General features: G+C 74.3%; 18 protein-coding genes and 1 riboswitch. Of the genes, 14 read left to right on the top strand and 4 right to left on the bottom strand.

All coding sequences use genetic code 11. The features are described 5' to 3' along the window. Nucleotides 1-1342: glycosyltransferase family 4 protein (locus EAO73_RS18785; RefSeq protein ID WP_147973523.1), on the bottom strand; the 1342-nt coding region annotated here is incomplete at its 3' end. A 176-nt stretch (nucleotides 1343-1518) separates the two neighbouring features. Here EAO73_RS18785 and EAO73_RS18780 point away from each other — a divergent pair. From EAO73_RS18780 to EAO73_RS18750, 7 genes are all read left to right on the top strand, one after another. Then, nucleotides 1519-2130: a TetR family transcriptional regulator gene (locus EAO73_RS18780; RefSeq protein ID WP_147972690.1), complete on the top strand. Its 612-nt coding sequence runs from the start codon at nucleotides 1519-1521 to the stop codon at nucleotides 2128-2130. A gap of 135 nt (nucleotides 2131-2265) precedes the next feature. After that, nucleotides 2266-3513 (top strand): substrate-binding domain-containing protein, encoded by a 1248-nt coding sequence (locus EAO73_RS18775; protein ID WP_147972689.1) that lies wholly within the window; start codon nucleotides 2266-2268, stop codon nucleotides 3511-3513. Nucleotides 3514-3516: 3 nt separating this feature from the next. After that, nucleotides 3517-4305: an ABC transporter ATP-binding protein gene (locus EAO73_RS18770; protein WP_147972688.1), complete on the top strand. Its 789-nt coding sequence runs from the start codon at nucleotides 3517-3519 to the stop codon at nucleotides 4303-4305. Further along, complete coding sequence (locus EAO73_RS18765) at nucleotides 4302-5048, top strand: ABC transporter ATP-binding protein (RefSeq protein WP_147972687.1); 747 nt, start codon at nucleotides 4302-4304, stop codon at nucleotides 5046-5048. The genes EAO73_RS18770 and EAO73_RS18765 overlap by 4 nt, the downstream gene beginning before the upstream one ends. Beyond that, nucleotides 5048-5935, top strand: a complete 888-nt coding sequence (locus tag EAO73_RS18760; RefSeq protein WP_147972686.1) for a branched-chain amino acid ABC transporter permease — start codon at nucleotides 5048-5050, stop codon at nucleotides 5933-5935. The genes EAO73_RS18765 and EAO73_RS18760 overlap by 1 nt, the downstream gene beginning before the upstream one ends. Next, nucleotides 5932-7056 carry a branched-chain amino acid ABC transporter permease gene (locus EAO73_RS18755; protein ID WP_147972685.1) on the top strand — a complete coding sequence of 375 codons (1125 nt, stop codon included), beginning with the start codon at nucleotides 5932-5934 and terminating at the stop codon, nucleotides 7054-7056. Before EAO73_RS18760 ends, EAO73_RS18755 begins: the two co-directional genes overlap by 4 nt. Further along, nucleotides 7053-7946, top strand: coding sequence for an alpha/beta fold hydrolase (locus EAO73_RS18750; RefSeq protein ID WP_147972684.1), 894 nt, complete (start codon nucleotides 7053-7055; stop codon nucleotides 7944-7946). The genes EAO73_RS18755 and EAO73_RS18750 overlap by 4 nt, the downstream gene beginning before the upstream one ends. Before the next feature lie 50 nt (nucleotides 7947-7996). On the opposite strand, the gene EAO73_RS18745 is transcribed toward EAO73_RS18750, so the two are convergent. Further along, a complete protein-coding gene (locus EAO73_RS18745; protein WP_147972683.1) occupies nucleotides 7997-9253 on the bottom strand; it encodes an alpha/beta hydrolase family esterase in 1257 nt (418 codons plus the stop codon). A gap of 283 nt (nucleotides 9254-9536) precedes the next feature. On the opposite strand from EAO73_RS18745, the gene EAO73_RS18740 reads away from it, so the two are divergent. The 3 genes from EAO73_RS18740 to EAO73_RS18730 all read left to right on the top strand — a co-directional run bounded on the left by EAO73_RS18740 (nucleotide 9537) and on the right by EAO73_RS18730 (nucleotide 14723). After that, nucleotides 9537-10352 carry a 3-hydroxybutyrate dehydrogenase gene (locus tag EAO73_RS18740; RefSeq protein WP_147972682.1) on the top strand — a complete coding sequence of 272 codons (816 nt, stop codon included), beginning with the start codon at nucleotides 9537-9539 and terminating at the stop codon, nucleotides 10350-10352. Nucleotides 10353-10387: 35 nt separating this feature from the next. Then, on the top strand, nucleotides 10388-12370 hold the full coding sequence (locus EAO73_RS18735; protein WP_147972681.1) for a helix-turn-helix domain-containing protein: 1983 nt from the start codon (nucleotides 10388-10390) through the stop codon (nucleotides 12368-12370). Nucleotides 12371-12503: 133 nt separating this feature from the next. Then, a complete protein-coding gene (locus EAO73_RS18730; RefSeq protein ID WP_147972680.1) occupies nucleotides 12504-14723 on the top strand; it encodes a bifunctional glycosyltransferase family 2 protein/CDP-glycerol:glycerophosphate glycerophosphotransferase in 2220 nt (739 codons plus the stop codon). Nucleotides 14724-14745: 22 nt separating this feature from the next. Here the strand turns inward: EAO73_RS18730 and EAO73_RS18725 are convergent, their stop codons facing one another. Together EAO73_RS18725 and EAO73_RS18720 are read right to left on the bottom strand one after the other, a co-directional pair. After that, nucleotides 14746-15216, bottom strand: a complete 471-nt coding sequence (locus EAO73_RS18725; RefSeq protein ID WP_147972679.1) for a DUF3291 domain-containing protein — start codon at nucleotides 15214-15216, stop codon at nucleotides 14746-14748. Nucleotides 15217-15263: 47 nt separating this feature from the next. Continuing rightward, nucleotides 15264-15920: a helix-turn-helix transcriptional regulator gene (locus tag EAO73_RS18720; protein ID WP_147972678.1), complete on the bottom strand. Its 657-nt coding sequence runs from the start codon at nucleotides 15918-15920 to the stop codon at nucleotides 15264-15266. A 254-nt stretch (nucleotides 15921-16174) separates the two neighbouring features. Then, nucleotides 16175-16248: riboswitch (cobalamin riboswitch) on the top strand. A gap of 128 nt (nucleotides 16249-16376) precedes the next feature. On the opposite strand from EAO73_RS18720, the gene EAO73_RS18715 reads away from it, so the two are divergent. From EAO73_RS18715 to EAO73_RS36615, 4 genes are all read left to right on the top strand, one after another. After that, entirely contained in the window at nucleotides 16377-17633 is a 1257-nt protein-coding gene (locus tag EAO73_RS18715) for a prenyltransferase/squalene oxidase repeat-containing protein (RefSeq protein ID WP_147972677.1), read from the top strand. Then, entirely contained in the window at nucleotides 17630-18343 is a 714-nt protein-coding gene (locus EAO73_RS18710; protein ID WP_147972676.1) for an SCO2322 family protein, read from the top strand. Before EAO73_RS18715 ends, EAO73_RS18710 begins: the two co-directional genes overlap by 4 nt. Then, nucleotides 18340-19500, top strand: coding sequence for an energy-coupling factor transporter transmembrane protein EcfT (locus tag EAO73_RS18705; protein ID WP_147972675.1), 1161 nt, complete (start codon nucleotides 18340-18342; stop codon nucleotides 19498-19500). Before EAO73_RS18710 ends, EAO73_RS18705 begins: the two co-directional genes overlap by 4 nt. After that, on the top strand, nucleotides 19497-20453 hold a 957-nt coding region (locus tag EAO73_RS36615), incomplete at its 3' end, for an ABC transporter ATP-binding protein (RefSeq protein WP_224756364.1). The genes EAO73_RS18705 and EAO73_RS36615, both read left to right, overlap by 4 nt.

Raw genomic sequence — 20453 nt, 5'->3', positions numbered from 1 at the left:
GCCGCGATCGGCACCGCCGGCCGCCGGGGCCGGTGGCGGCGCGGGCGGCGATGGCCTGCCGGTAGAGGCCGGCGGTGCCGATCGCGGCCTGCTTCCAGGTGAACCGGGCGAGCACCCGCTCACGGCCGGCGGTCCCGAGCCGGGCGCGCAGCTCCGCGTCGCCGAGCAGCCTGCCGAGTGCGTCGGCGAGGGCCCCCGGATCGCCGGGCGGCACCGCGAGGCAGGTCTCGCCGTCGGGGCCGGCGACCTCCGGGATGGCGCCGCCGGTGGTCGCGACGAGCGGGGTGCCGGTGGCCATGGCCTCGGCGGCGGGCAGCGAGAAGCCCTCGTACAGCGAGGGGACGCAGGCGATCTGCGCGCCGCGCACCAGGTCGACCAGCTCGGTGTCGCTGATGCCCTTGACGAACTCGACGGCGTCCGCGAGCCCATGCCGCTCGATGGCGCGGGCGACCGGCCCGTCCTCGGCGCGCTTGCCGACGACGACGAGGTGGGCGGCGGGGTTGCCGGTACGGAGCTTGGCGAGGGCTTCGACGAGGTGGACGAGGCCCTTGAGCGGGACGTCGGCGCTGGACGTGGTGACGATGCGGCCGGGAACCTCGGCGACCGAGGGGTCGGGCGACCACAGGTCGGTGTCGGCGCCGATGTGGACGACCTCGACGCGGCGCGGGTCGACGCCGAGGTGGTCGACGATCTCCTGCTTGGAGGAGCCGGAGACGGTGAGCACGGACGGCAGCCGGCGCGCGACCCGCTTCTGCATGCGGGTGAACGCGTACCAGCGGCGCACGGAGGCGCGGCGGCGCCGGCTCGCAGCGGCGTCCAGGTCGAGCTGCCGGTCGACGGTGATGGGGTGGTGGATCGTCGTCACGAGGGGGGCGCCGAGGTCGCCGAGGAGCCCGTAGCCGAGCGTCTGGTTGTCGTGGATGACGTCGAACTCGCCGCGCCGGGCCGCGAGATGGCGCCGGGCTCGCAGGCTGAAGGTGAGCGGTTCGGGGAAGCCGCCGGTCCACATGGTGGCGACCTCGGCGGCGTCGATCCAGTCCCGGTACTCGCCGCGCCCGGGGGTGCGGAACGGGTCGGGCTGCCGGTAGAGGTCCAGGCTGGGCAGCTCGGTGAGCGGGACGCCCTCGTCGAGCACCGGGTAGGGCTGGGCGCCGATGACCTCGACACTGTGGCCGAGCCGGGCGAGTTCCCGCGCGAGGTGTCGTACGTAGACGCCCTGTCCGCCGCAGAAGGGGTTGCCCTTGTACGTGAGGAGCGCGATGCGCAGGGGGCCGTCACCGGGGACCGTGCCCGACGTGGCGACGCCCGTACGGGGGCCCGACTCAACGGCCTCAGCGGTCACACTCGGCCCCCTTCTCACTGCGTGTTCGCCGGAGCGTAACCGCTGGCGCTAATCTAGAACAAGTTTCAGACCGGATGGTTCAATGAGCTACGAATCTACCGGCAGGTAGCGTCGGTGCAACGGCCGGATCAGGTGATTCACGCCACGGCACGCACCCCGGCCCCGGGACGGGACACATGACAGCGGAAGCCCGACCGGCATCGCCGCCCCTGACGGAACGCCAGGAGGCCCGCCGCCTCCGCATCCTGCGGGCCACCGCCGAGCTCGCCGGCCGGGGCGGTTTCGAGGCCGTCCAGATGCGCGAGGTCGCGGAGGCCGCCGAGGTCGCCCTCGGCACCCTGTACCGGTACTTCCCGTCCAAGGTCCACCTCCTCGTCGCCACCATGCGGGACCGGCTCCAGCACCTGCACACGGCGCTGCGCAAACGCCCACCGGCCGGGGACGACGCGGCGGCCCGGGTCACCGAGACCCTGATGCGGGCCTTGCGGGCGATGCGGCGCGAACCGCAGCTGGCGGACGCGATGGTGCGCGCCCTGACGTTCGCGGACCGCGGCGCGAGCGCCGAGGTCGACGCCGTCTCGCGGCTCACGACGGCGATCATCCTGGACGCGATCGGCACTGGCCACCCGACGCCGGGGCAGCTCTCCGCCGTGCGGGTGATCGAGCACACCTGGCACTCGGCGCTGATCTGCTGGCTCTCCGGCCGGGCCACGGTCGCGCAGGTGCGCGCGGACATCGAGACGGCGTGCCGGCTGATCGGCCCGGCGGCCCCGGATCCGGCCCCCTGACGGCCGCGGGCACCTGCCATGTGCGGTGCCCACACGCCGCGGGGGCGAGGTGGGGTGCCCTGCACCATATCGACGGCGGCGCGGTGTTCATACGGTTCGGCGACATCACAGGAACACGCCGAGGAGCCGGTCACCATGCCCCGCACCCGCATCGCCCGCAGAGCCCGCAGATCCCTCAGTGACATCCGTACCGTCGCCGTCCTGGCCGCAGCCGGTCTGCTGCTGACGGGCTGCACCGCCGCCGGGAAGGCGGGCGACTCCGGCTCGGGGAAGTCCGCCGACGACGCGGCCGTCAAGGTCGGCCTGGTGTACTCCAGGACCGGGCTCCTCGCGGACTACGGCAAGCAGTACCGCGACGGATTCATGGCCGGCCTCGACTACGCCACCCAGGGGACGCGCAAGGTCGCGGGCCACCGCATCGAGGTCACCGAGCAGGACGACGCGGGCGACCCCGGCAAGGCCGTCTCCGCCGCGAAGAACCTCATCGGCAAGGGCTACAAGGTGCTGGCCGGCACCACGGACTCCGGCGTCGCCCTCCAGATGGCCCCGCTCGCCGCTCAGAACAAGGTGCTCTACGTCAGCGGACCCGCCGCCACCGATGCGGTGACCGGCATCAACGACTACACCTTCCGCTCCGGCCGCCAGTCCTACCAGGACATCCTCACGGCGGGCACCATGCTCGGCGACGCCAAGGGCAAGAAGGTCACGGTCCTCGCCCAGGACTCCACCTTCGGCCAGGCCAACGTGGCTGCTGTCAAGGCGGTGCTCGGCGGGAAGGGCGCGAAGGTCGGCTCGGTGCTGGCGCCGCCCAGCGCGACGGACCTGACGCCGTTCGCCCGGCAGGTCAAGGCGGGCGGGCCCGACCTGGTCTTCGTGGCCTGGGCCGGCTCGACCGCACCGGCGCTGTGGACCGCGCTGGACCAGCAGGGCGTGCTCGGCGCGAGCAAGGTGGTCACCGGCCTGGCCGGCACCGCCTCGTACCCGGTCTTCGGCGCCGCCGGGTCCAAGGTGTCGTTCCTGGCGCACTACTTCCCGGGCGCGGGCGGGAACAACGCCGTGGAGAAGGCGATGCTGGACGCGGTGAAGAAGGACGGCGGCAAGCCCGACCTGTTCACACCGGACGGCTTCACGGCCGCCCAGATGATCGTGCACGCCATCGAGAAGGGCGGCGCTGACGACACCGCGGCGATGGTGAAGGCCCTGGAGGGCTGGAGCTTCGACGGGGTCAAGGGACGGACACGGGTGCGCGGCGAGGACCACGCGCTGCTCCAGCCGATGTTCGTGGCCAAGCTGGAGGGCAAGGGCAAGACGGCCGAGCCGAAGCTGCTGGACACCGAGCGGATGGACGCCGTGGCGCCGCCCGTGAAGCCCGCGGCGGGCTGAACCGTGACCGCACCCCACACCCTCGGGCAGGAGAGCCCGGCGGACCGGGAGACGCCCGTGCTCCGGCTGGAGGGAATCGGCTGGAGCGTCGGCGGCGCCACCATCGTCCAGGACGTCTCGCTGAACGTCCGCGAGGGCGAGTTCCTCGCCTTCATCGGGCCCAACGGGGCGGGCAAGACCTCCCTGTTCAACCTGATCAGCGGGCTCAGCCTGCCGACCGCCGGGCGGATCGAGCTGGACGGCGCCGAGATGACGGACCGGCCCGCGCACGTGCGGGCCCGGCGCGGGATCGGCCGCACCTTCCAGACCTCCAGCCTCTGGCCCGCGATGACCGTCGCCGACCACGTGAGGCTCGCCGCGCAGGCCGCCCGGGGCGGCTCGTACCGGCTGTGGCGGCGCGCCGACCCGTACACCGCCGAGGTGGCCGGCGTCCTGGAGCGCACCGGTCTCGGCCACCGGGCCGGGGCCACCGCGGGCGAACTGTCGCACGGCGAGAAGCGGAAGCTGGAGCTCGCCGTGCTGCTGGTGGGCGAGCCCCGGCTGATGCTCCTCGACGAGCCGATGGCCGGGGTGAGCGCCGAGGAGGTCCCCGCGCTGACCGAACTCATCCGCACCCTGCACCGGGAGGAGGGGCGCACGGTCCTCATGGTCGAACACCACATGGACGTCCTGCTGGGCCTCGCGGACCGGCTCGCCGTGATGCACCACGGCCGGCTGCTCGCCCTGGACACACCGGAGGCGGTCACCGCCGACCCGGTCGTGCAGCAGGCCTACCTCGGGGAGGGACTGTGACCGGGCAACCCCTCCTGGACGTACGGGACCTGCGGGTCCTGATCGGCGGCCGGCACATCCTGCACGGCGTCGACCTGGACGTCAGCGCACACGGCGTGACCGCGCTCCTCGGCCGCAACGGCGCCGGGAAGACCACCACGGTCCGGGGCATCCTCGGGCTCGTCCCGCGCGCCGGCAGCGTACGGCTCGACGGCGAGGAGACCGTGGGCCTGCCCACGCACGCCCTGGTCCGGCGCGGTATCGGCTACGCCCCCGAGGACCGGGGGATCTTCGCCGGGCTGACCGTCGCGGAGAACCTGCGGCTGGCCGAGCGGCGCGGCGCGGGCGAGCCGGCGTACGCCCTGGTCCACGAGCTGTTCCCCGAACTCAAGCAGCGGGCACGGCAGTTGGCCGGGACGCTGTCCGGCGGCCAGCAGCAGATGGTCGCCATCGGGCGCACCCTGCTCAACGCCAACCGGCTGATCATCGCGGACGAGCCCACCAAGGGCCTGGCGCCCAAGGTCGTCACCGAGGTGGCCCAGGTGCTGGAGCGGGCCGCCGAGGCGGTGCCGGTGCTGCTCGTGGAGCAGAACCTCGCCGTGGTGCGCCGGCTGGCCGGGCACTGCGTGGTCCTCGCCGACGGCCGCACCGCCCACCGGGGCCCGGCCGCCGAGCTGCTGGGCGACGCGGAGGCAGCCCGCACGCTGCTCGGTGTGGGCCACGGCCCGCTCCCCGCACACCCTTCCGTGAAGGCGGATTCCTGATGTCCACCCTCGTCCTGCTCACCATGACCGGTCTCGGTCTGGGGGCCCTCTACTTCCTCGTCGCGTCCGGACTCTCGCTGATCTTCGGCCTGATGGACGTGCTCAACTTCGCGCACGGGGCGCTGCTGTCCATCGGCGCGTACGGCACCTGGTGGGCCGCGTCCGGGAATCTGCCCGGCGCGGGCCCCGGCGGCGCCGGCTTCGTGCTCGCGGTCCTGTTCGGTACGGCGGTGGGCACCGCGGCCGCCGTGCTCCTCGAACTCGCGGTCGTCCGCCCGCTCTACACCCGGCCGCGCGAACAGGTGCTCGCCACGGTCGGGGTGGGGCTCGCGGTGCCGGCACTGCTCTCCGGCATCTGGGGCTCGGACGCCCACACCTTCCCCGGGCCCGAGGCGCTGTCCGGCACCTTCGGCCTGCTGGGCGCGCAGGTCCCGGTCAACCGGCTGGTCCTGGTGGGGGCGGCGGTCGTGGTGCTGGTGGCGCTGCGGCTGTTCCTCGGCCGGACCCGGCACGGCCTGGTCGTCCGGGCGGGCGTCGAGGACCGGGCGATGGTCACCGCGCTCGGCATCGACGTCCGCAGGGCGTTCACGCTGGTCTTCGCGATCGGCGGCTGCGCGGCGGCGCTGGGCGGGGCGCTCGGCGGGCTGTACTTCGGCTCGGTCGACCCGCGCCAGGGGACCTCGCTGCTGATCTTCGCGTTCGTCGTCGTGGTCACCGGCGGCATGGGATCGGTGACCGGCGCCGCCGTGGCGTCCGTGGTCATCGGCCTGGTCCAGCAGTTCGCCAACTACTACACCGCAGCGGGGCTCGGCGACCTGGCGGTCGTCGTCCTGCTCGCCGTGCTGCTGCTCGTCCGGCCGCGCGGACTGACGGGGAGGCTCGCGTGAGCACCGCCACCGACACACCCGACCGCACCGCCGGCCGCCCGGTCACCGTCCCGGCTCCGGCCGGGCGGGCCCGGCTGCTGCGCTGGTGGCCCGCCGCCGTCCTGCTGGTGCTGGTGGTCGCGCCGTTCAGCGCGGTGCCGGTTCCGGGGCTGCTCGACGGGCCGCTCGGCTCGGCGGGCAGTCTGCAACTCCTGGCCACCTGCCTGCTGTTCGGCGCCCTGGCCACCGGCTACGACCTGCTGCTCGGGCGGACCGGGCTGCTCTCGTTCGGGCACGCCCTGTACTTCGCGGCGGGCAGCTACGCCACCAACCTGTTCCTGCTTGAGGCGGGCCTGCCGTTCGCGCTCGCCACGGTCCTCGGGCTGCTCTTCGGGATCGCGCTCGCGCTGGCCCTGGGGTCGGTGAGCCTGCGCGTCACCGGCATCGGCTTCTCCATGGTGACCCTCGCCTTCGCCCAGGCCGGCTCGATCCTGGTGTCCCGGGACCCCGGCGGCGTCACCGGCGGCGAGGAGGGTCGGGCGGCCCCGTCCGACCTGCTGCCGTCCTCGCTGGTCGGGATCGACAACACCGCCAACCTGTACTGGATCGCACTGGCCTACCTGGTCCTGACCCTGGGCGTCGTCCACTGGGCGGTCCGCTCCCCCACCGGCCGTGTCTGGGAGGGCATCAAGGAGAACGAGCGCCGGGTGGAGGTGCTGGGCCTGAAGCCGTACGGGTTCAAGCTCACCGCCTTCGTCGTCGCGGGCGGGCTCGCGGCCCTCGGCGGCATTGTGCACCTGCTCCTGACGGGCGGTTCGACCCCGCAGACCACCACCTCCGACTTCACGCTGTCGCTGCTGGTGATGGTGGTGCTCGGCGGCTCGGGCACCCGCTGGGGCCCGATGGTCGGCGGCATCCTCTACACCTGGGCCGACCACCGGCTCGGCGACCTGGCCGGATCGGGCGCGGTCGCGGATCTGCCGGCGGTGCTGCGCGTACCGCTCTCGCAGCCGCTGTTCCTGCTGGGCGTGCTGTTCGTGGCCGTGGTACATCTGCTGCCCGGCGGCCTGGCCCGGCTGCCGTCCCGGCTGGGACGGGCCCTGGGGGCAGCCTCGAACCGTAAGGAGACCGGAGTCAGTTGAGCCCGCTCGCGGAGTACGAAGAGATCGAAGTCCCCGTGCGCGGGGGCTCCCTGGCGGCCCTGCGCTGGCCGGCCGCCGACCCGGACGCGCCGGTGGTGGTGGCCCTGCACGGCATCACCTCCAACGCCCTGTCCTGGGCGGCGGTCGCCCGGCTGCTGGCCGGCCGGGTCACGCTGGTCGCCCCGGATCTGCGCGGCCGGGCCGGGAGTGCGCAGCTGCCCGGCCCGTACGGGATCGCCGGGCACACCGACGACATCGCCGCGCTGGCCGACGGTCTGGGCCGGGGCCCGGTGGTCCTCGCGGGTCACTCGATGGGCGCGTTCGTGGCGGCCCTGGCGGCGGTGCGCCACCCGGGCCGCTTCGGGCCGCTGCTGCTCGTGGACGGCGGCATCGGCTTCCCGGCCCCGACCCACCTGACGCCGGACGAGCTGATGACGGCGGTGATCGGCCCGGCGATGGACCGGCTGTCGATGACCTTCCCGGACCGGGCCGCCTACCGCGCGTTCTGGCAGGCGCATCCGGCGTTCGCCGGCGCCTGGTCCGACGAGGTGGACGCGTACATCCAGCGCGACCTGACCGGCGAGGAGCCGGCCCTGCGTTCCTCGTGCCGGATCGAGGCGATCCGCACCGACGGGGTCGGCCTGTTCGACGAGGAGGTGCTGTCGGCGGTGCGCAAGCTGCCCGTCGACGCGACGCTGCTGTGGGCGGCGCGCGGACTGATGGACGAGGAGCAGGGCCTGTACGACGAGGGCCGGCTGGCCGCCGCCGGACTGGACGGGACCCGGGTGGAGGCGGTCGCGGTGCAGGACGTGAACCACTACACGGTCCTGACGGGCGACCGGGGCGGCCGGGAGATCGCGGACCGGCTGGTGGCGCTGGCGCGCGGCTGAGGCACGTACGAGCGGGGCCCGGCAGCACGCCGGGCCCCGCTCTCCGTGCGTCAGGCGGTGCAGCCGCTGTCGGCGATGACGAAGTAGCCCGCGGGTGTCTCCTTCAGGGTGTGGCTGACGAAGACGTTGTACAGGCCCATGTTCTGGCCGGAGCCGTTGGCGTAGACGTATCCGCCGGACATGTGCGCCCGCCCGGCGGTGACGTGGGCGTAGTTGGTGGCGGTGTAGCACTGGGCGGGGTCGGGGTCACCCGGGTCGCCGGGGTCGCCCGGATCACCGGGGTCGCCCGGGTCGCCGGGATCCGTGCCGCCGTCCAGGCCCCAGAAGACGCCCGTGTAGTACGTGGAGCAGAGGGTGTTCAGGAAGTACGCGGCCGTCGAGCCGCACTGCTGGGCGCCCGAGCCGGGGCCGACGGGCAGTCCGTGGCCCATGCCGGAGACCGAGTACATCTCCACGGCGGGCTTCCCCGAGGCGTCGTTGTAGACGGTGCGGGTGGTGCTGCCGGGGAGGCTGTCGGTGGCGGACGGGGTCTGGCTGATGCCCCACACGTTGGTCCACTGGTCGCGCAGGGCCGTGGCGTTGGCCGGGTAGACCGTGTAGTCCGAGGTGCCCTGCCAGATCGCGACCCGGGGCCACGGGCCGCTGTAACCGGGGTACGCGGCGCGGACCTTGTCGCCCCACTGCGCGGGCGTCAGCTTCTGCGGGCCCGTCTGGCAGCCCGAGGCAGCGGCCTGGCTCGTCGCGCACTGGGCGGGCAGCCCGGAGGCCACCGAGCCGCCCGCGAAGACGTCCGGGTAGGCGGCGAGCAGGTCGGCGGTCATCCCGCCGCCCGCCGAGAGCCCGGTGACGTACACCCGGTCCGCGTCGGAGCCGTAGGTCTTCTTCGCGTAGTCGACCATCTGCACGATCGACGCGGCCTCGCCCTTGCCCCGGGTGTCCTCGTTCGGGTCGAACCAGCCGAAGCAGGACAGCGCGTTGTTGGCGGAAGTGGTCTGTGGGAAGAGGACGGCGAAGCCCCACTCGTCGGCGTACTTCGGCCAGCCGGAGTTGGTGTAGTACGCGTCGGCGGTCTGCGTGCAGCCGTGCAGGGCGACGACCAGGGGGGCGTTCGCGGGGAGTCCTGCCGGGGTGTACGCGTACATCTGGAGGTTGCCGGGGTTGGAGCCGAAGCCGGTCACCTGCTGGAGGCCGGCGGCGGCCGCGGCGGGCTGCGCGGCGGTGGTGGCGCTCAGCGTCGCCGCGAGCAGTCCGAGGGCGGCGGCGGACGCGATGCGCCGCAGCAGACGTTTCAGGATCGGTGGTCGCACGGGTTGTTTCTCCCTGCCGTGGGGGTACGGGTTGCTGCCGGAACCTACGAGCGGGGCCGGTCCCCGCCCATGGGACCGGTGGCCACACCCCGGCCCCCGCTGTGTGCGCCGACGCCCTTGCGCGGCGGGCGGCGGCGATGGGCCCGCGGCGGCGGCCCCCGCCGGTCGCGTCCCGGCGGCCGCCCGGGGCCCCGCACCATGTACGCCCGCACCATGCCCCGGTACGCGGGTGTGTGCACCGGCGCCGTGTGACGCGGGCCTTCGCGTACCTACGGTGACGGCCATGGAGACTTCCCGCAGACCGGATCACCAGCCCGCCGCCGCGTCCGGCGGCCCCGCGCAGGCCCCCGCAGAACCCGTCCTGGCCGGGCGCACCGCGCTGGTGACCGGGGCGGCGAGCGGGATCGGGCGGGCCTGCGCGCAGGTGCTCGCCGCCGCGGGCGCCCATGTGCACGTCGTGGACCGGGCCGGTGAGGCCGCCGAGCGGCTGGCGAAGGAGATCGGCGGGACGCCCTGGGTGGTGGACCTGTCCGAGCCGGCGGTCGTGGACACCCTGCCCGCCGACGTGGACGTCGTGGTCAACAACGCGGGCATCCAGCACGTGGCCCCGGTGCACGAGTTCCCGCCGGACCGGTTCGCCCTGATCCAGCGCGTGATGGTGGAGACCCCGTTCCGCGTCTTGCGCAGGACCCTGCCGGGCATGTACGAACGCGGCTGGGGGCGCGTGGTCAACATCTCGTCGGTGCACGGGCTGCGCGCGAGCCCGTACAAATCGGCCTATGTGACGGCCAAGCACGCACTGGAGGGGCTGAGCAAGGTGGTCGCGCTCGAAGCGGCGGAGCACGGGGTGACGAGCAACTGCGTCTGCCCCGGGTATGTGCGTACCCCGCTGGTGGAGAACCAGATCGCCGACCAGGCCCGCACGCACGGCATCTCCGAGGAGGAGGTGGTGGGGCGGGTGATGCTGGAGCGCAGCGCGGTCAAGCGGCTGATCGAACCGGCGGACGTGGCCGAGGCGGTCCTGTGGCTGTGCGGCCCGCGCACCGGGCACATCACCGGCTCCTCGCTCTCCATGGACGGCGGCTGGACCGCGAACTGACCGCCGCCCCGACCCCCGAGGAACCCTGGAACGCCATGCCTGAACCGCTCCCCTCCGCCGCGCCGCACCTCCGGCGTCTGTTCGACCTGCTGGCCGACGACGCCCCGGCCGAGGCGCTGGGGGCGGTCGCCTCGCAGGCGCGGGCGGAGGGGGTGCCCGCCGACGGGCTGGCCGAGGTGGAGCGGGCGACGGCGACGGCGCTGCGGATCAGGGGCGCGCTGCGCCAGCACCGGCGGCGCGAGGCCCAGCTGACCGCGCTCTTCGACACGGCGGGCGACCTGGCGGCCTCGCGCGACCTGGACGACGTGCTGAAGGCGATCGTGCGGCGGGCCAGGATGCTGCTGGGTACGGACACCGCGTATCTGACCCTGCCGGACGAGGAGGCCGGGGACACCTACATGCGGGTGACCGACGGCTCGGTCTCGGTGCTCTTCCAGCGGCTGCGCCTGGAGCTGGGCGAGGGTCTCGGCGGTCTGGTGGCGCAGACGGCGAGCCCGTACGCTACGCCCGACTACCGCACCGACGACCGCTTCCGCCACACCCGCAACATCAACGCCGGCGTCCTGGACGAGGGCCTGGTCGCGATCCTGGGTGTGCCGCTGCTGCTGGGGTCGAGCCGGGGCGGTACGGGCAAGGTGATCGGCGTCCTGTTCGCGGCGGACCGCTCGCCCCGGGTCTTCAGCCCGGACGAGGTGGCCCTGCTCTGCTCGCTGGCCGCGCACGCGGCGATCGCCATCGACACGGCCCGCGCCCTCGCCGACACCACGTCCGCGCTGGCCGAACTGGCCGAGGCCAACGCGGAACTGGCCGAGGCCAACGCCTCGGTGCGGGCGCACTCGGCGGCCATGGCGCGGGCCGAGGAGTCGCACGACCGGCTCACCGATCTAGTGCTGCGCGGCCGGGACGTCAAGGACGTGGCGGCGGCCGTCGCCGGGCTGCTCGGCTCGCCGCTGACCATCCACGACCCGGGCGGCCGCCCGCTGGCCGCCGTCCGCCCGGACGGTACGGGCTTCGCCGCCGACAGCATGGACGCCGGCTGGCTGGCGGAGGCGGCCGAGGAGTCGCGTACGGGCGCGCGGGCCGTGCATCGCGACGGGCGGGTGGTGTGCGCGGTGCTCGCCGGCCAGGAGCTGCTGGCCGGTCTCGTCCTGCACCGGGCCCGTCCGCTGGACGACTCCGACCGGCGGCTGTTCGAGCGGTCGGCGGTGGTGACGGGGCTGCTGTTGCTGCTGCGGCGCACGGTGGCCGAGACGGAGAACCGGATACGCGGTGAGCTGATCGCGGACCTGCTGACGGACCCCGGCCGCGATCCTGCGGGGCTGGCCGAGCGGGGCCGCCGGCTCGGCATCGACCTGGACCGCCCGCATCTGCTGCTGGTGGCGGAGACCGGGGCGCGGGAGCGGCTGGCACCGGCCGCGATGCGCTTCCTGTTCGGCGGCGAGAACCAGGGCGTGAGCGCCGAGCACGCGGGCACGGTGGTGCTGCTGATCGAGCACGCCGGTACGGGTGCGGGTGCGGCGGCCCGGTCGGCGGCGGCCCAGCTGGGGCAGCTGGCCCAGTCCCTGGTCACGGTGGCGGCCGCCGGTCCGGCCCGGGGCCCCGGCGGTCTGGCCGCCGCCCACGCGGAGGCGGCGCGCTGTCTGCGGGCGATGCGGGTGCTGGGGCGGGCGGGCGAGGGCGCGTGCGTGGAGGAGCTGGGCTTCCTGGGCGTGGTGCTGGGCAACGCGCAGGACGTCGACGGGTTCGTGGCGGCGACGCTGGGGCCGCTGCTGGAGTACGACGCCCAGCGCGGCACGCATCTGGTGCGGACGCTGAGCGCGTATTTCGGGGCGGGCGGCAGCCTGATCCGGGCCAAGGACGAGCTGCACGTCCATGTGAACACGGTGGTGCAGCGCCTGGACCGCATCCAGGTGCTGCTGGGCCGCGACTGGAACGAACCGGACCGGGCGCTGGAGCTCCAGCTCGCCCTGCGGCTGCACCTGCTGTCGGGGGCGGGCGGGGGCCCGGCCGCGCCGTAGGGCCTGTCGGCAGCCCGTACCGTAGGTGGGGGTGTGAGGGGCGGCCTTCCTCACCTCGTACAACGCTTGGGCGGGCTCGGGAGTCTTCCTTGTCCGGCCTCCCGCATTCCCGCACGTCACCTGGAGTTCCTGAATGCCCCGATTCAGCATTGTCATCCCTGTGTTCAAGGTTCAGGGATACCTGCACGAGTGCCTGGACTCGGTACTGGGGCAGTCGTTCCGGGACATCGAGGTGATCGCGGTCGACGACTGCTCGCCGGACGCCTGCGGGGCGATCATCGATGAATACGCCGCCCGCGACGAACGGGTCCGGGCGGTGCACCTGCCCGAGAACGTGGGCCTGGGGCGGGCGCGCAACGCGGGAGTGGAGCGCGCACGGGGCGACTACGTCCTCTTCCTCGACAGCGACGACTCATACACCCCCGGCCTGCTCCAGGGGCTGGCCACCCGGCTCGACGAGGCGGGGGAACTGGACATCCTGGTCTTCGACCATGTGCGGACCCACTGGTACGGCAAGGGTCCGCGCAGCCAGACGGCGGACCTGATCGACCGGGCGGGTACGGAGGTCTTCCGCATCCAGGACCGGCCCGAGTTCATCGAGCTGTTCCTGGTGGCCTGGAACAAGGCGTTCCGCCGCGAGTTCTTCCTCAAGGAGGGATTCCAGTACGCGCCCGGCCTGTACGAGGACGCGCCGGTCTCCCACCTCGCGATGGTCACGGCCGAGCGCATCGGCTGCCTGGACAGGGTCGGCGTCGAGTACCGCCAGCGCCGCCACGGCGCGATCACGAAGACGCCGGGCCGCAAGCACTTCGACATCTTCCCGCAGTACGAGGGGCTGTTCGCCGAGTTGGAGGGCCGCCCGGAACTGGCGTGGGCCCGGAGCCTGCTGTTCGAGCGGGCCATGGACCACATGCTGTTCGTGATCAAGCGCCCGGACCGGGTGCGGGTCGCCGACCGCAAGGACTTCTTCGCCCTCACCGCGGACTTCTACGCGAAGCACGTCCCGGCGGACTTCACGCCGCCGGGCGGGGCGGTCGGCGCCTCGATCCGCGCCCTGGCCAAGCGGTCGTTCAGCACCTACCGGGCGACCGAGCTCGCCGTCCGGGTCCGCAGGCGGGGGCCGAAGAAGGTCCGCAGGATCACGGGCGGAGCGGGCCGGCGCGCGTCCGCGGGCCTGTACACCGTGCACCGCCGGCGATTCCTGGATCCGGACCTCGCCGTCTACGTCTCGCACGGGGAAGGGCTGCCCTCCTGCAATCCGCTGGCCATTTACGAGAAGGCCAGGGAGCTGGCCCCGACGGTGCGGGGGGTATGGCTGGTGCGCGCGGAACTCGCCTCCCAGGTGCCCGCAGGCATCGATTACGTCGTCCGCGGCTCGCGCCGCTACTGGGAGGTGATGGCCCGCGCCACGTACTTCGTGAGCAACGGCGACTTCCCGGACGGCGTCGTCAAGCGCCCGGGACAGGTGTATCTCCAGACGCATCGCGGCACCTCGCTCAAGCGCATGGGCCTGGACCAGAGGGAGCATCCCGCCGCCGCCCGGGGCGTGGACTTCGACCGCCTGCTCGCGCGGGTGGACCAGTGGGACCTCAGCGTCTCGTCCAACCCGCACTCCACGGCGCAGTGGGAACGGGTCTACCCCGGCACCTTCGAGTCCCTCGCCACGGGGTACCCGCGCAACGACCGCTACTACACCGCCGCCGCCGAGGAGGTCGCCGCGGCCCGCGCGGAGCTGGGCATCGCCCCCGGAAAGACCGCCCTGCTGTACGCGCCGACCCACCGCGACTACCAGAAGGACTGGACGCCCTCCTTCGACCCGGCGCGGCTGGCGGATGCGCTGGGCGACGACTTCGTCCTGCTGGTGCGGACCCACCCCGTCGACAGCGGGAGCCCGAGCCTGGGCGAACTCGCCGGACACAACCGCGTCATCGACGTGTCCCGGCACCCCTCGGTGGAGACGCTGTGCCTGGCGGCGGACGCGCTGATCTCGGACTACTCCTCCGTGATCTTCGACTACGCCAACCTCGACCGCCCCATCGTGGTGCACGCCGACGACTGGGAGACCTACTCGCGGGTCCGCGGGGTCACCTTCGACCTTCTCTCCGGCCTCCCCGGCGACACCCCGGGCCCCGTCACGACCACCGAGGACGAGCTCACCGACGTCTTCCGCAGCGGTCGCTGGCACGGCCCCGAGTCCACCGCCCTGCGCGCCGCCTTCCGGGAGCGCTTCTGCGCGTACGACGACGGGCACGCCGCCGAGCGCGTCGTGCGCCGCCTCTTCCTCTCCGAGGAACCGGGCCGGCCGGCCCCGCTCGCGCAGCGCACCCCGGCGCCCGCGCCGGACCGGTCGTAGAGGCCCCGGCGCGCCGGTCCGTTCACCCCTCCGCCGCTCCCGTGGGTGGCGGGTGGGGGGAGCGGAAGGTGAAGGCGTCGGGGCTCTCGCCCTTCTCCCGGAGCAGGGCGACGCGCTCCATCGCCTCCTTCACGCTCGGGCGGTGGCCCGCCGGGACCCACCACAGGGCCATGTGGTGGTCGGCGAGGCGCTCGAACCATTCGCGGCGGCGGGCCAGGACCCTGAGGTGGTCGCTGCGGTAGACGTACGCCTTCAGCGCGTCGGCCGATTCCCAGACCGAGCAGTTGATGAGGAAGAGGTCGTCCTCCGCCTCGGGGCGCAGGTTCGTCGCGTCGGCCCCCTCGTCGTCGACCATGCGCCAGACGAAGCCGGGGGCCCCGTCGGCGAGGGCGTTGATCTCGGGGAGCTGGGCGACGAAGTCGGCGAGTTGGGGGCTGTCGAGCGGGGCGAGGATGCGCCCGACGTTGACCTGGGCAAGGTGGAAGTCGTTCACGGGCCCAGCATGGCGGGGCGAACCTTCTAAAGTCAACGGATTCTTTTTTAGACTTCGCCGGTCTCCTCGGGCCCTTCCAGCGCGACACAGCACCCTTCCGGCAGGGGGTCCATCTCCGCGCTCCAGCCCTCGGCGCCGGGCATCCCGGCGAGCAGCCCCTGAATGGCGGCGAGGTTCATCCCGCAGACCAGGGCGGGGAACTCCTCGGCCAGGGCGTGGAAGGGGCAGTTGTTGAGGCGCACCTTGCCGCAGTCCCGGAAGGGCTCGTAACCGCGCTCGCGCAGCGCGTCGAGGGGGTCGCCCGCCGTGTCCGCCGCCGCACCGGCGGCGCGGGCCGCCGCCTGCAACTCGGCGTCGAGCCCGGCCCGTTCGACGACCTCGGCGAGCAGCCGGCTCGCGGTGTCGTACGACCGGGGCGGTACGGAGACGGCGTGCTCGCCGTCCGCCCGCCGGTACAGCTTCGAGGGCCGCCCGGCGCCGGGCCCACTGCGCCCGGAGAGCCGCTTGAAGCTCACCTCCAGCAGCCCGGCGTCGACCAGCTTGTCCAGGTGGAACGCGGCCGTCGCCCGCGAGACCCCGACGGCGTCCGCCGCCGCGTCCCGGGTGACGTCGCCGTGGGCCCCGCCGACATACCGGTACAGCCCGCGCCGCACGGGGTCCCCGAGCACGGCCAGCGCGTCCAGGGCGGCATCTTCACTGCTCACGCCGGCGAGTCTAGGCCCGACGCCGGCGAGGCCGATTTTCAGCCTCGCCGGCGTTTGAGGCGCGGGGTCCGGGGCGGAGCCCCGAAAACCCAGCCCCGCCGGCGCTTGAGGCGCGGGGCCCCGGGGCCGAGCCCCGGGTTCGGGAAGGGGCGGGGTGGGGAACGGGTGGGGAACAGGCCCGCCGCAGGCGCACCGCACCCGCACCGCACCCCAGGCCGCCCGGTAGACTCCCCCAGTCGTCATCATGCCCGTTCAGGGGGAAGCCGGTGCGAACCCGGCACTGACCCGCAGCCGTGACCACCGCCCCGCGGTGGAAGTCGGAATGCCCTGTCCGCGTCGTGACCGGCTCGTGCCGTCGGGACCCCCCGGCGGCCGGCACCGTCGAGGTATACGGAGCCGGAGCCTGGTGCCTGTGTGTGCCGGTGTCCGGTTCCCCCAGGAGAGGCACCGCCCGCCATGACCGTACGCCGCAGCGCCGCCGCGCTCGCCGCCACCGCCGCCGCGCTCTGCGCGGCCGCCGCCCCGGCCGCCGTCGCCGCGCCGTCCCCCTCTCCCTCCGCGGCGCTGCCCTCGGGCCTGTACGGGACGAACGACCCGACGTACGACGGGGTGTGGCGGCAGTCGCTCGCGTTCCTCGCGCAGCAGACCGCCGGTGTGACGCCCGCCGCGAAGGCGGTGGACTGGCTGACCGGCCAGCAGTGCGACAGCGGCGCGTTCCCCGCGTACCGCGCGGACGCCTCCGCGCCCTGCACCGACAAGACGATGGTCGACACGAACGCGACGGCCGCCGCCGTCCAGGCCCTGCGCACCGTCGGCGGGCACCAGGACGCCGTCGCGAACGCGGTCAGCTGGCTCAAGTCCGTCCAGAACGAGGACGGCGGCTGGGGCTACACCGCCGGCAGCCCCAGCGACGCGAACTCCACCTCCCTCGTGATCGGCGCCCTCGCACGGGCCGGCGAGAAGCTGGGCGACGTGACGACGCACGGCGGCAAGACCCCGTACGCCGCGCTGCTCACGTTCTCCATCCCCTGCGGCGACAAGGACGGCGGCGCCTTTGCCTACCAGCCCGACAAGGCCGGCAAGCTCGCCGCCAACGGTGACGCCACCGCCGCCGGTGTCCTCGGCGCGCTCGGCAAGGGCCTGGTCGTCCCGGACAACGCGGCCGTGAAGGACCCCGCCTGCCACAAGGGCTCCCCGCTGGAGCCCGAGCAGGCCGCGCAGAACGGCGCCTCCTACCTCACCACCGCCCTCGCGAAGAGCGGCCACCTCGACGCGGCGCCGATGCCGGGCGCGGAGGACAGCAAGCCCCAGCCCGACTTCGGCAACACCGCCGACGCGGTCGTCGCGCTGTCCGCCGCCGGCCACAAGGACAAGGCCGCCGCCTCCGTGACCTGGCTGGAGAAGAACTCCGCGGCCTGGGCGAAGCAGAGCGGCCCCGCCGCCTACGCCCAGCTGATCCTGGCCGCCCACGCGACCGGCACCGACCTCCACGACTTCGGCGGCACCGACCTGGTCGCCCGGCTCAACGCGACCGGGCCCGAGCCCGCCGCCGTGAAGAAGCCGAAGGCGACCGCCACCGAGGAGGAGGAGAAGAAGGACAGCGGCGACGGCGACGGCATCGGCGGCGTCTGGTGGTTCGTCGGGATCGGGCTCGCGGTCGGCGCGGGCGCCGGCTTCCTGATCAGCGGCCGCCGCAAGAACCAGCAGCTGTGAGCCGCACCGCACGGGCGGTCGCGCTCCTGGTCGCCGGCGCCGTCCTGGCCGTGCTCGGCGCGGGCACGGCGCAGGCCGCGGGCTACCGCTACTGGTCGTTCTGGGAGGGCTCGGCGAGCGGCTGGTCGTACGCCACCCAGGGGCCGTCGCTCGTGCGGCCCGAGGACGGCTCGGTGCAGGGCTTCCGGTTCGCGGTGAGCGCGGACTCGCAGGACGCCTCCCAGCCGCGCCGCTCCCCCGACTTCGGGAAGATCTGCGCGGGCACCCCGGCGAAGGACGGCAGCAAGCGCGTCGCGCTCGTCATCGACCCGGGCACCGCGGCCGACGCGCCGGACGGGGAGACCCCGCCCGCGCTACGGACCGCCTGCGCCCGGGTCCCGGAGGACGCGAGCAGCGCGGAGGCGCTGGCCGCGGTCGCCAAGCCGCTGCGCTACGACACGAGCGCCATGCTCTGCGCGATCTCCGGCTACCCGGCCTCCGGCTGCGGCGAGCAGGTCTCCGGCCACGGCGACGGCGGCTCGGACACCGCAGGCTCCGGCAACGGCGGATCCGACGGCGGCAGCAAGGCCCCCACCTCGGCGTCCGCAGCCTCCTCCGGCGACGGCGACGGTGACGGCGGCGGCCCGTCCGCCGGGGTCCTCGTCGGGATCGGCGCCGTGCTGCTCCTCGGCATCGCCGCAGTCGCGCAGGCCCGCCGCCGCCGCGGATGACCGGCCCGACGGCCGGCCGCACGGACACCGCGACACACCGGCTCCCCGCCTGGCGCGCCCCCGCCGCCACCCGCTCCAACGCGCTGCCGGCCGGGGCGTGGTGGCTGTGGGCGCTGGGCCTGGCCACCGCCGCCTCCCGGACCACCAACCCGCTGCTGCTCGGCCTGCTGGTCGGCGTCGCCGGTTACGTGGTGGCCGCGCGCCGCACGGACGCGCCGTGGGCCCGGTCGTACGGGATGTTCATCCGGATCGGGCTCTTCGTGATCGCGGTCCGGCTGCTGTTCTCCGTCTTCCTCGGCTCCCCGATCCCCGGCACGCACACCCTGTTCACGCTGCCCGAGGTGCCGCTGCCGGACTGGGCGAAAGGCGTCCGGATCGGCGGCCGGGTCACCGCCGAGCAAATGCTGTTCGCGCTGTACGACGGGGCGAAGCTGGCGACCCTGCTGATCTGCGTCGGCGCGGCGAACTCCCTCGCCAACCCGGCCCGGCTGCTGAAGTCGCTGCCCGGCGCGCTGTACGAGGCCGGGGTCGCCGTCGTCGTCGCGATGACGTTCGCGCCGAACATGGTCGCCGACGTGCTGCGGCTGCGCACCGCCCGCCGGCTGCGCGGCCGGCCGACCGGCGGGGTGCGGGCCGTCCTCCAGATCGGGCTGCCGGTCCTGGAGGGCGCCCTCGAACGGTCGGTCGCCGTGGCCGCCTCCATGGACGCGCGCGGCTACGGCCGCACCGCGCGGGTCCCGGCCGCCGTCCGGCACACCACCAACGTCCTCACGCTCGGCGGCCTGCTCGGCGTGTGCGCCGGTACGTACGGACTGCTGGCCGCGGAGGGCGCCGGCTACGGGGTGCCGCTGCTCGTCGCCGGTCTCGCCGCGGCGATGGCGGGGCTCCGGCTGGGCGGGGCGCGTTCGGTCCGGACCCGCTACCGGCCCGACCGGTGGGGCGTACGGGCCTGGCTGGTCGCCGGGTCCGGCGCGGCGGTCGCGGCGGCGATGATCTGGGCCGGGAGCGCCGACCCCGCCGCGCTGCACCCCGGCGTCGTCCCGCTCACCGCTCCCGTGCTGCCGCTGTGGCCGGCCGCCGCCGTGCTGATCGGCCTACTGCCCGCGGTGGTCGCGCCCGTCCCGCCCTCCCCCACAGGCTTCGAGGAGCAGGTGTGATCCGGTTCGACGATGTTTCGGTGCGGTACGAGGGCGCGGAGCGCCCCACCCTGTCGGGGGTCGACCTGACGGTCCCGGAAGGTGAGCTGGTGCTGCTCGTCGGCCCCTCCGGGGTCGGCAAGTCGACGCTGCTCGGTGCCGTCTCGGGCCTGGTGCCGCACTTCACGGGCGGCACGCTGACCGGACGGGTCACCGTGGGCGGGCGCGACACCCGCACGCACAAGCCCCGAGAGCTCGCCGATCTGGTCGGCACGGTGGGCCAGGACCCCCTGGCGCACTTCGTGACGGACACCGTCGAGGACGAGCTGGCCTACGGCATGGAGTCGCTGGGCCTGGCCCCGGACGTGATGCGGCGGCGGGTGGAGGAGACCCTCGACCTGCTGGGCCTGGCCGGGCTGCGCGACCGCCCGATCGCCACCCTGTCCGGCGGACAGCAGCAGCGGGTCGCGATCGGCTCGGTCCTCACCCCGCACCCCCGGGTCCTGGTGCTCGACGAGCCGACGTCCGCGCTGGACCCGGCGGCGGCCGAGGAGGTCCTCGCGGTCCTCCAGCGGCTCGTCCACGACCTGGGCACGACGGTCCTGATGGCGGAACACCGGCTGGAGCGCGTGGTGCAGTACGCGGACCAGGTCGTCCTGCTCCCCTCGCCGGGCGCCGCCCCGGTGATGGGGCCGCCCGCCGACGTCATGGCGGTGTCCCCGGTGCACCCGCCGGTCGTCGCGCTGGGGCGGCTCGCGGGCTGGGAGCCGCTGCCGCTCTCGGTCCGGGACGCGCGGCGCAGGGCCGGCGGTCTGCGCGAGCGGCTGGCGGAGGTAGCACCGGGGACGGTGGGCGGACAGCCCGAGGCCGGGGCCTCCGGTCCGGCGGGCACGGGCACGGCGCCTGCACGGACCGCTCCGGAACGGCCCGACGGCCCGCGCCCCTCCAGGCCTGACGCCCCCGACGCCCCGCAC

Source organism: Streptomyces sp. col6 (genome assembly GCF_008042035.1).
Classification (GTDB): Bacteria; Actinomycetota; Actinomycetes; order Streptomycetales; family Streptomycetaceae; genus Streptomyces.
This window is presented reverse-complemented; position numbering and strand designations above follow the sequence as displayed.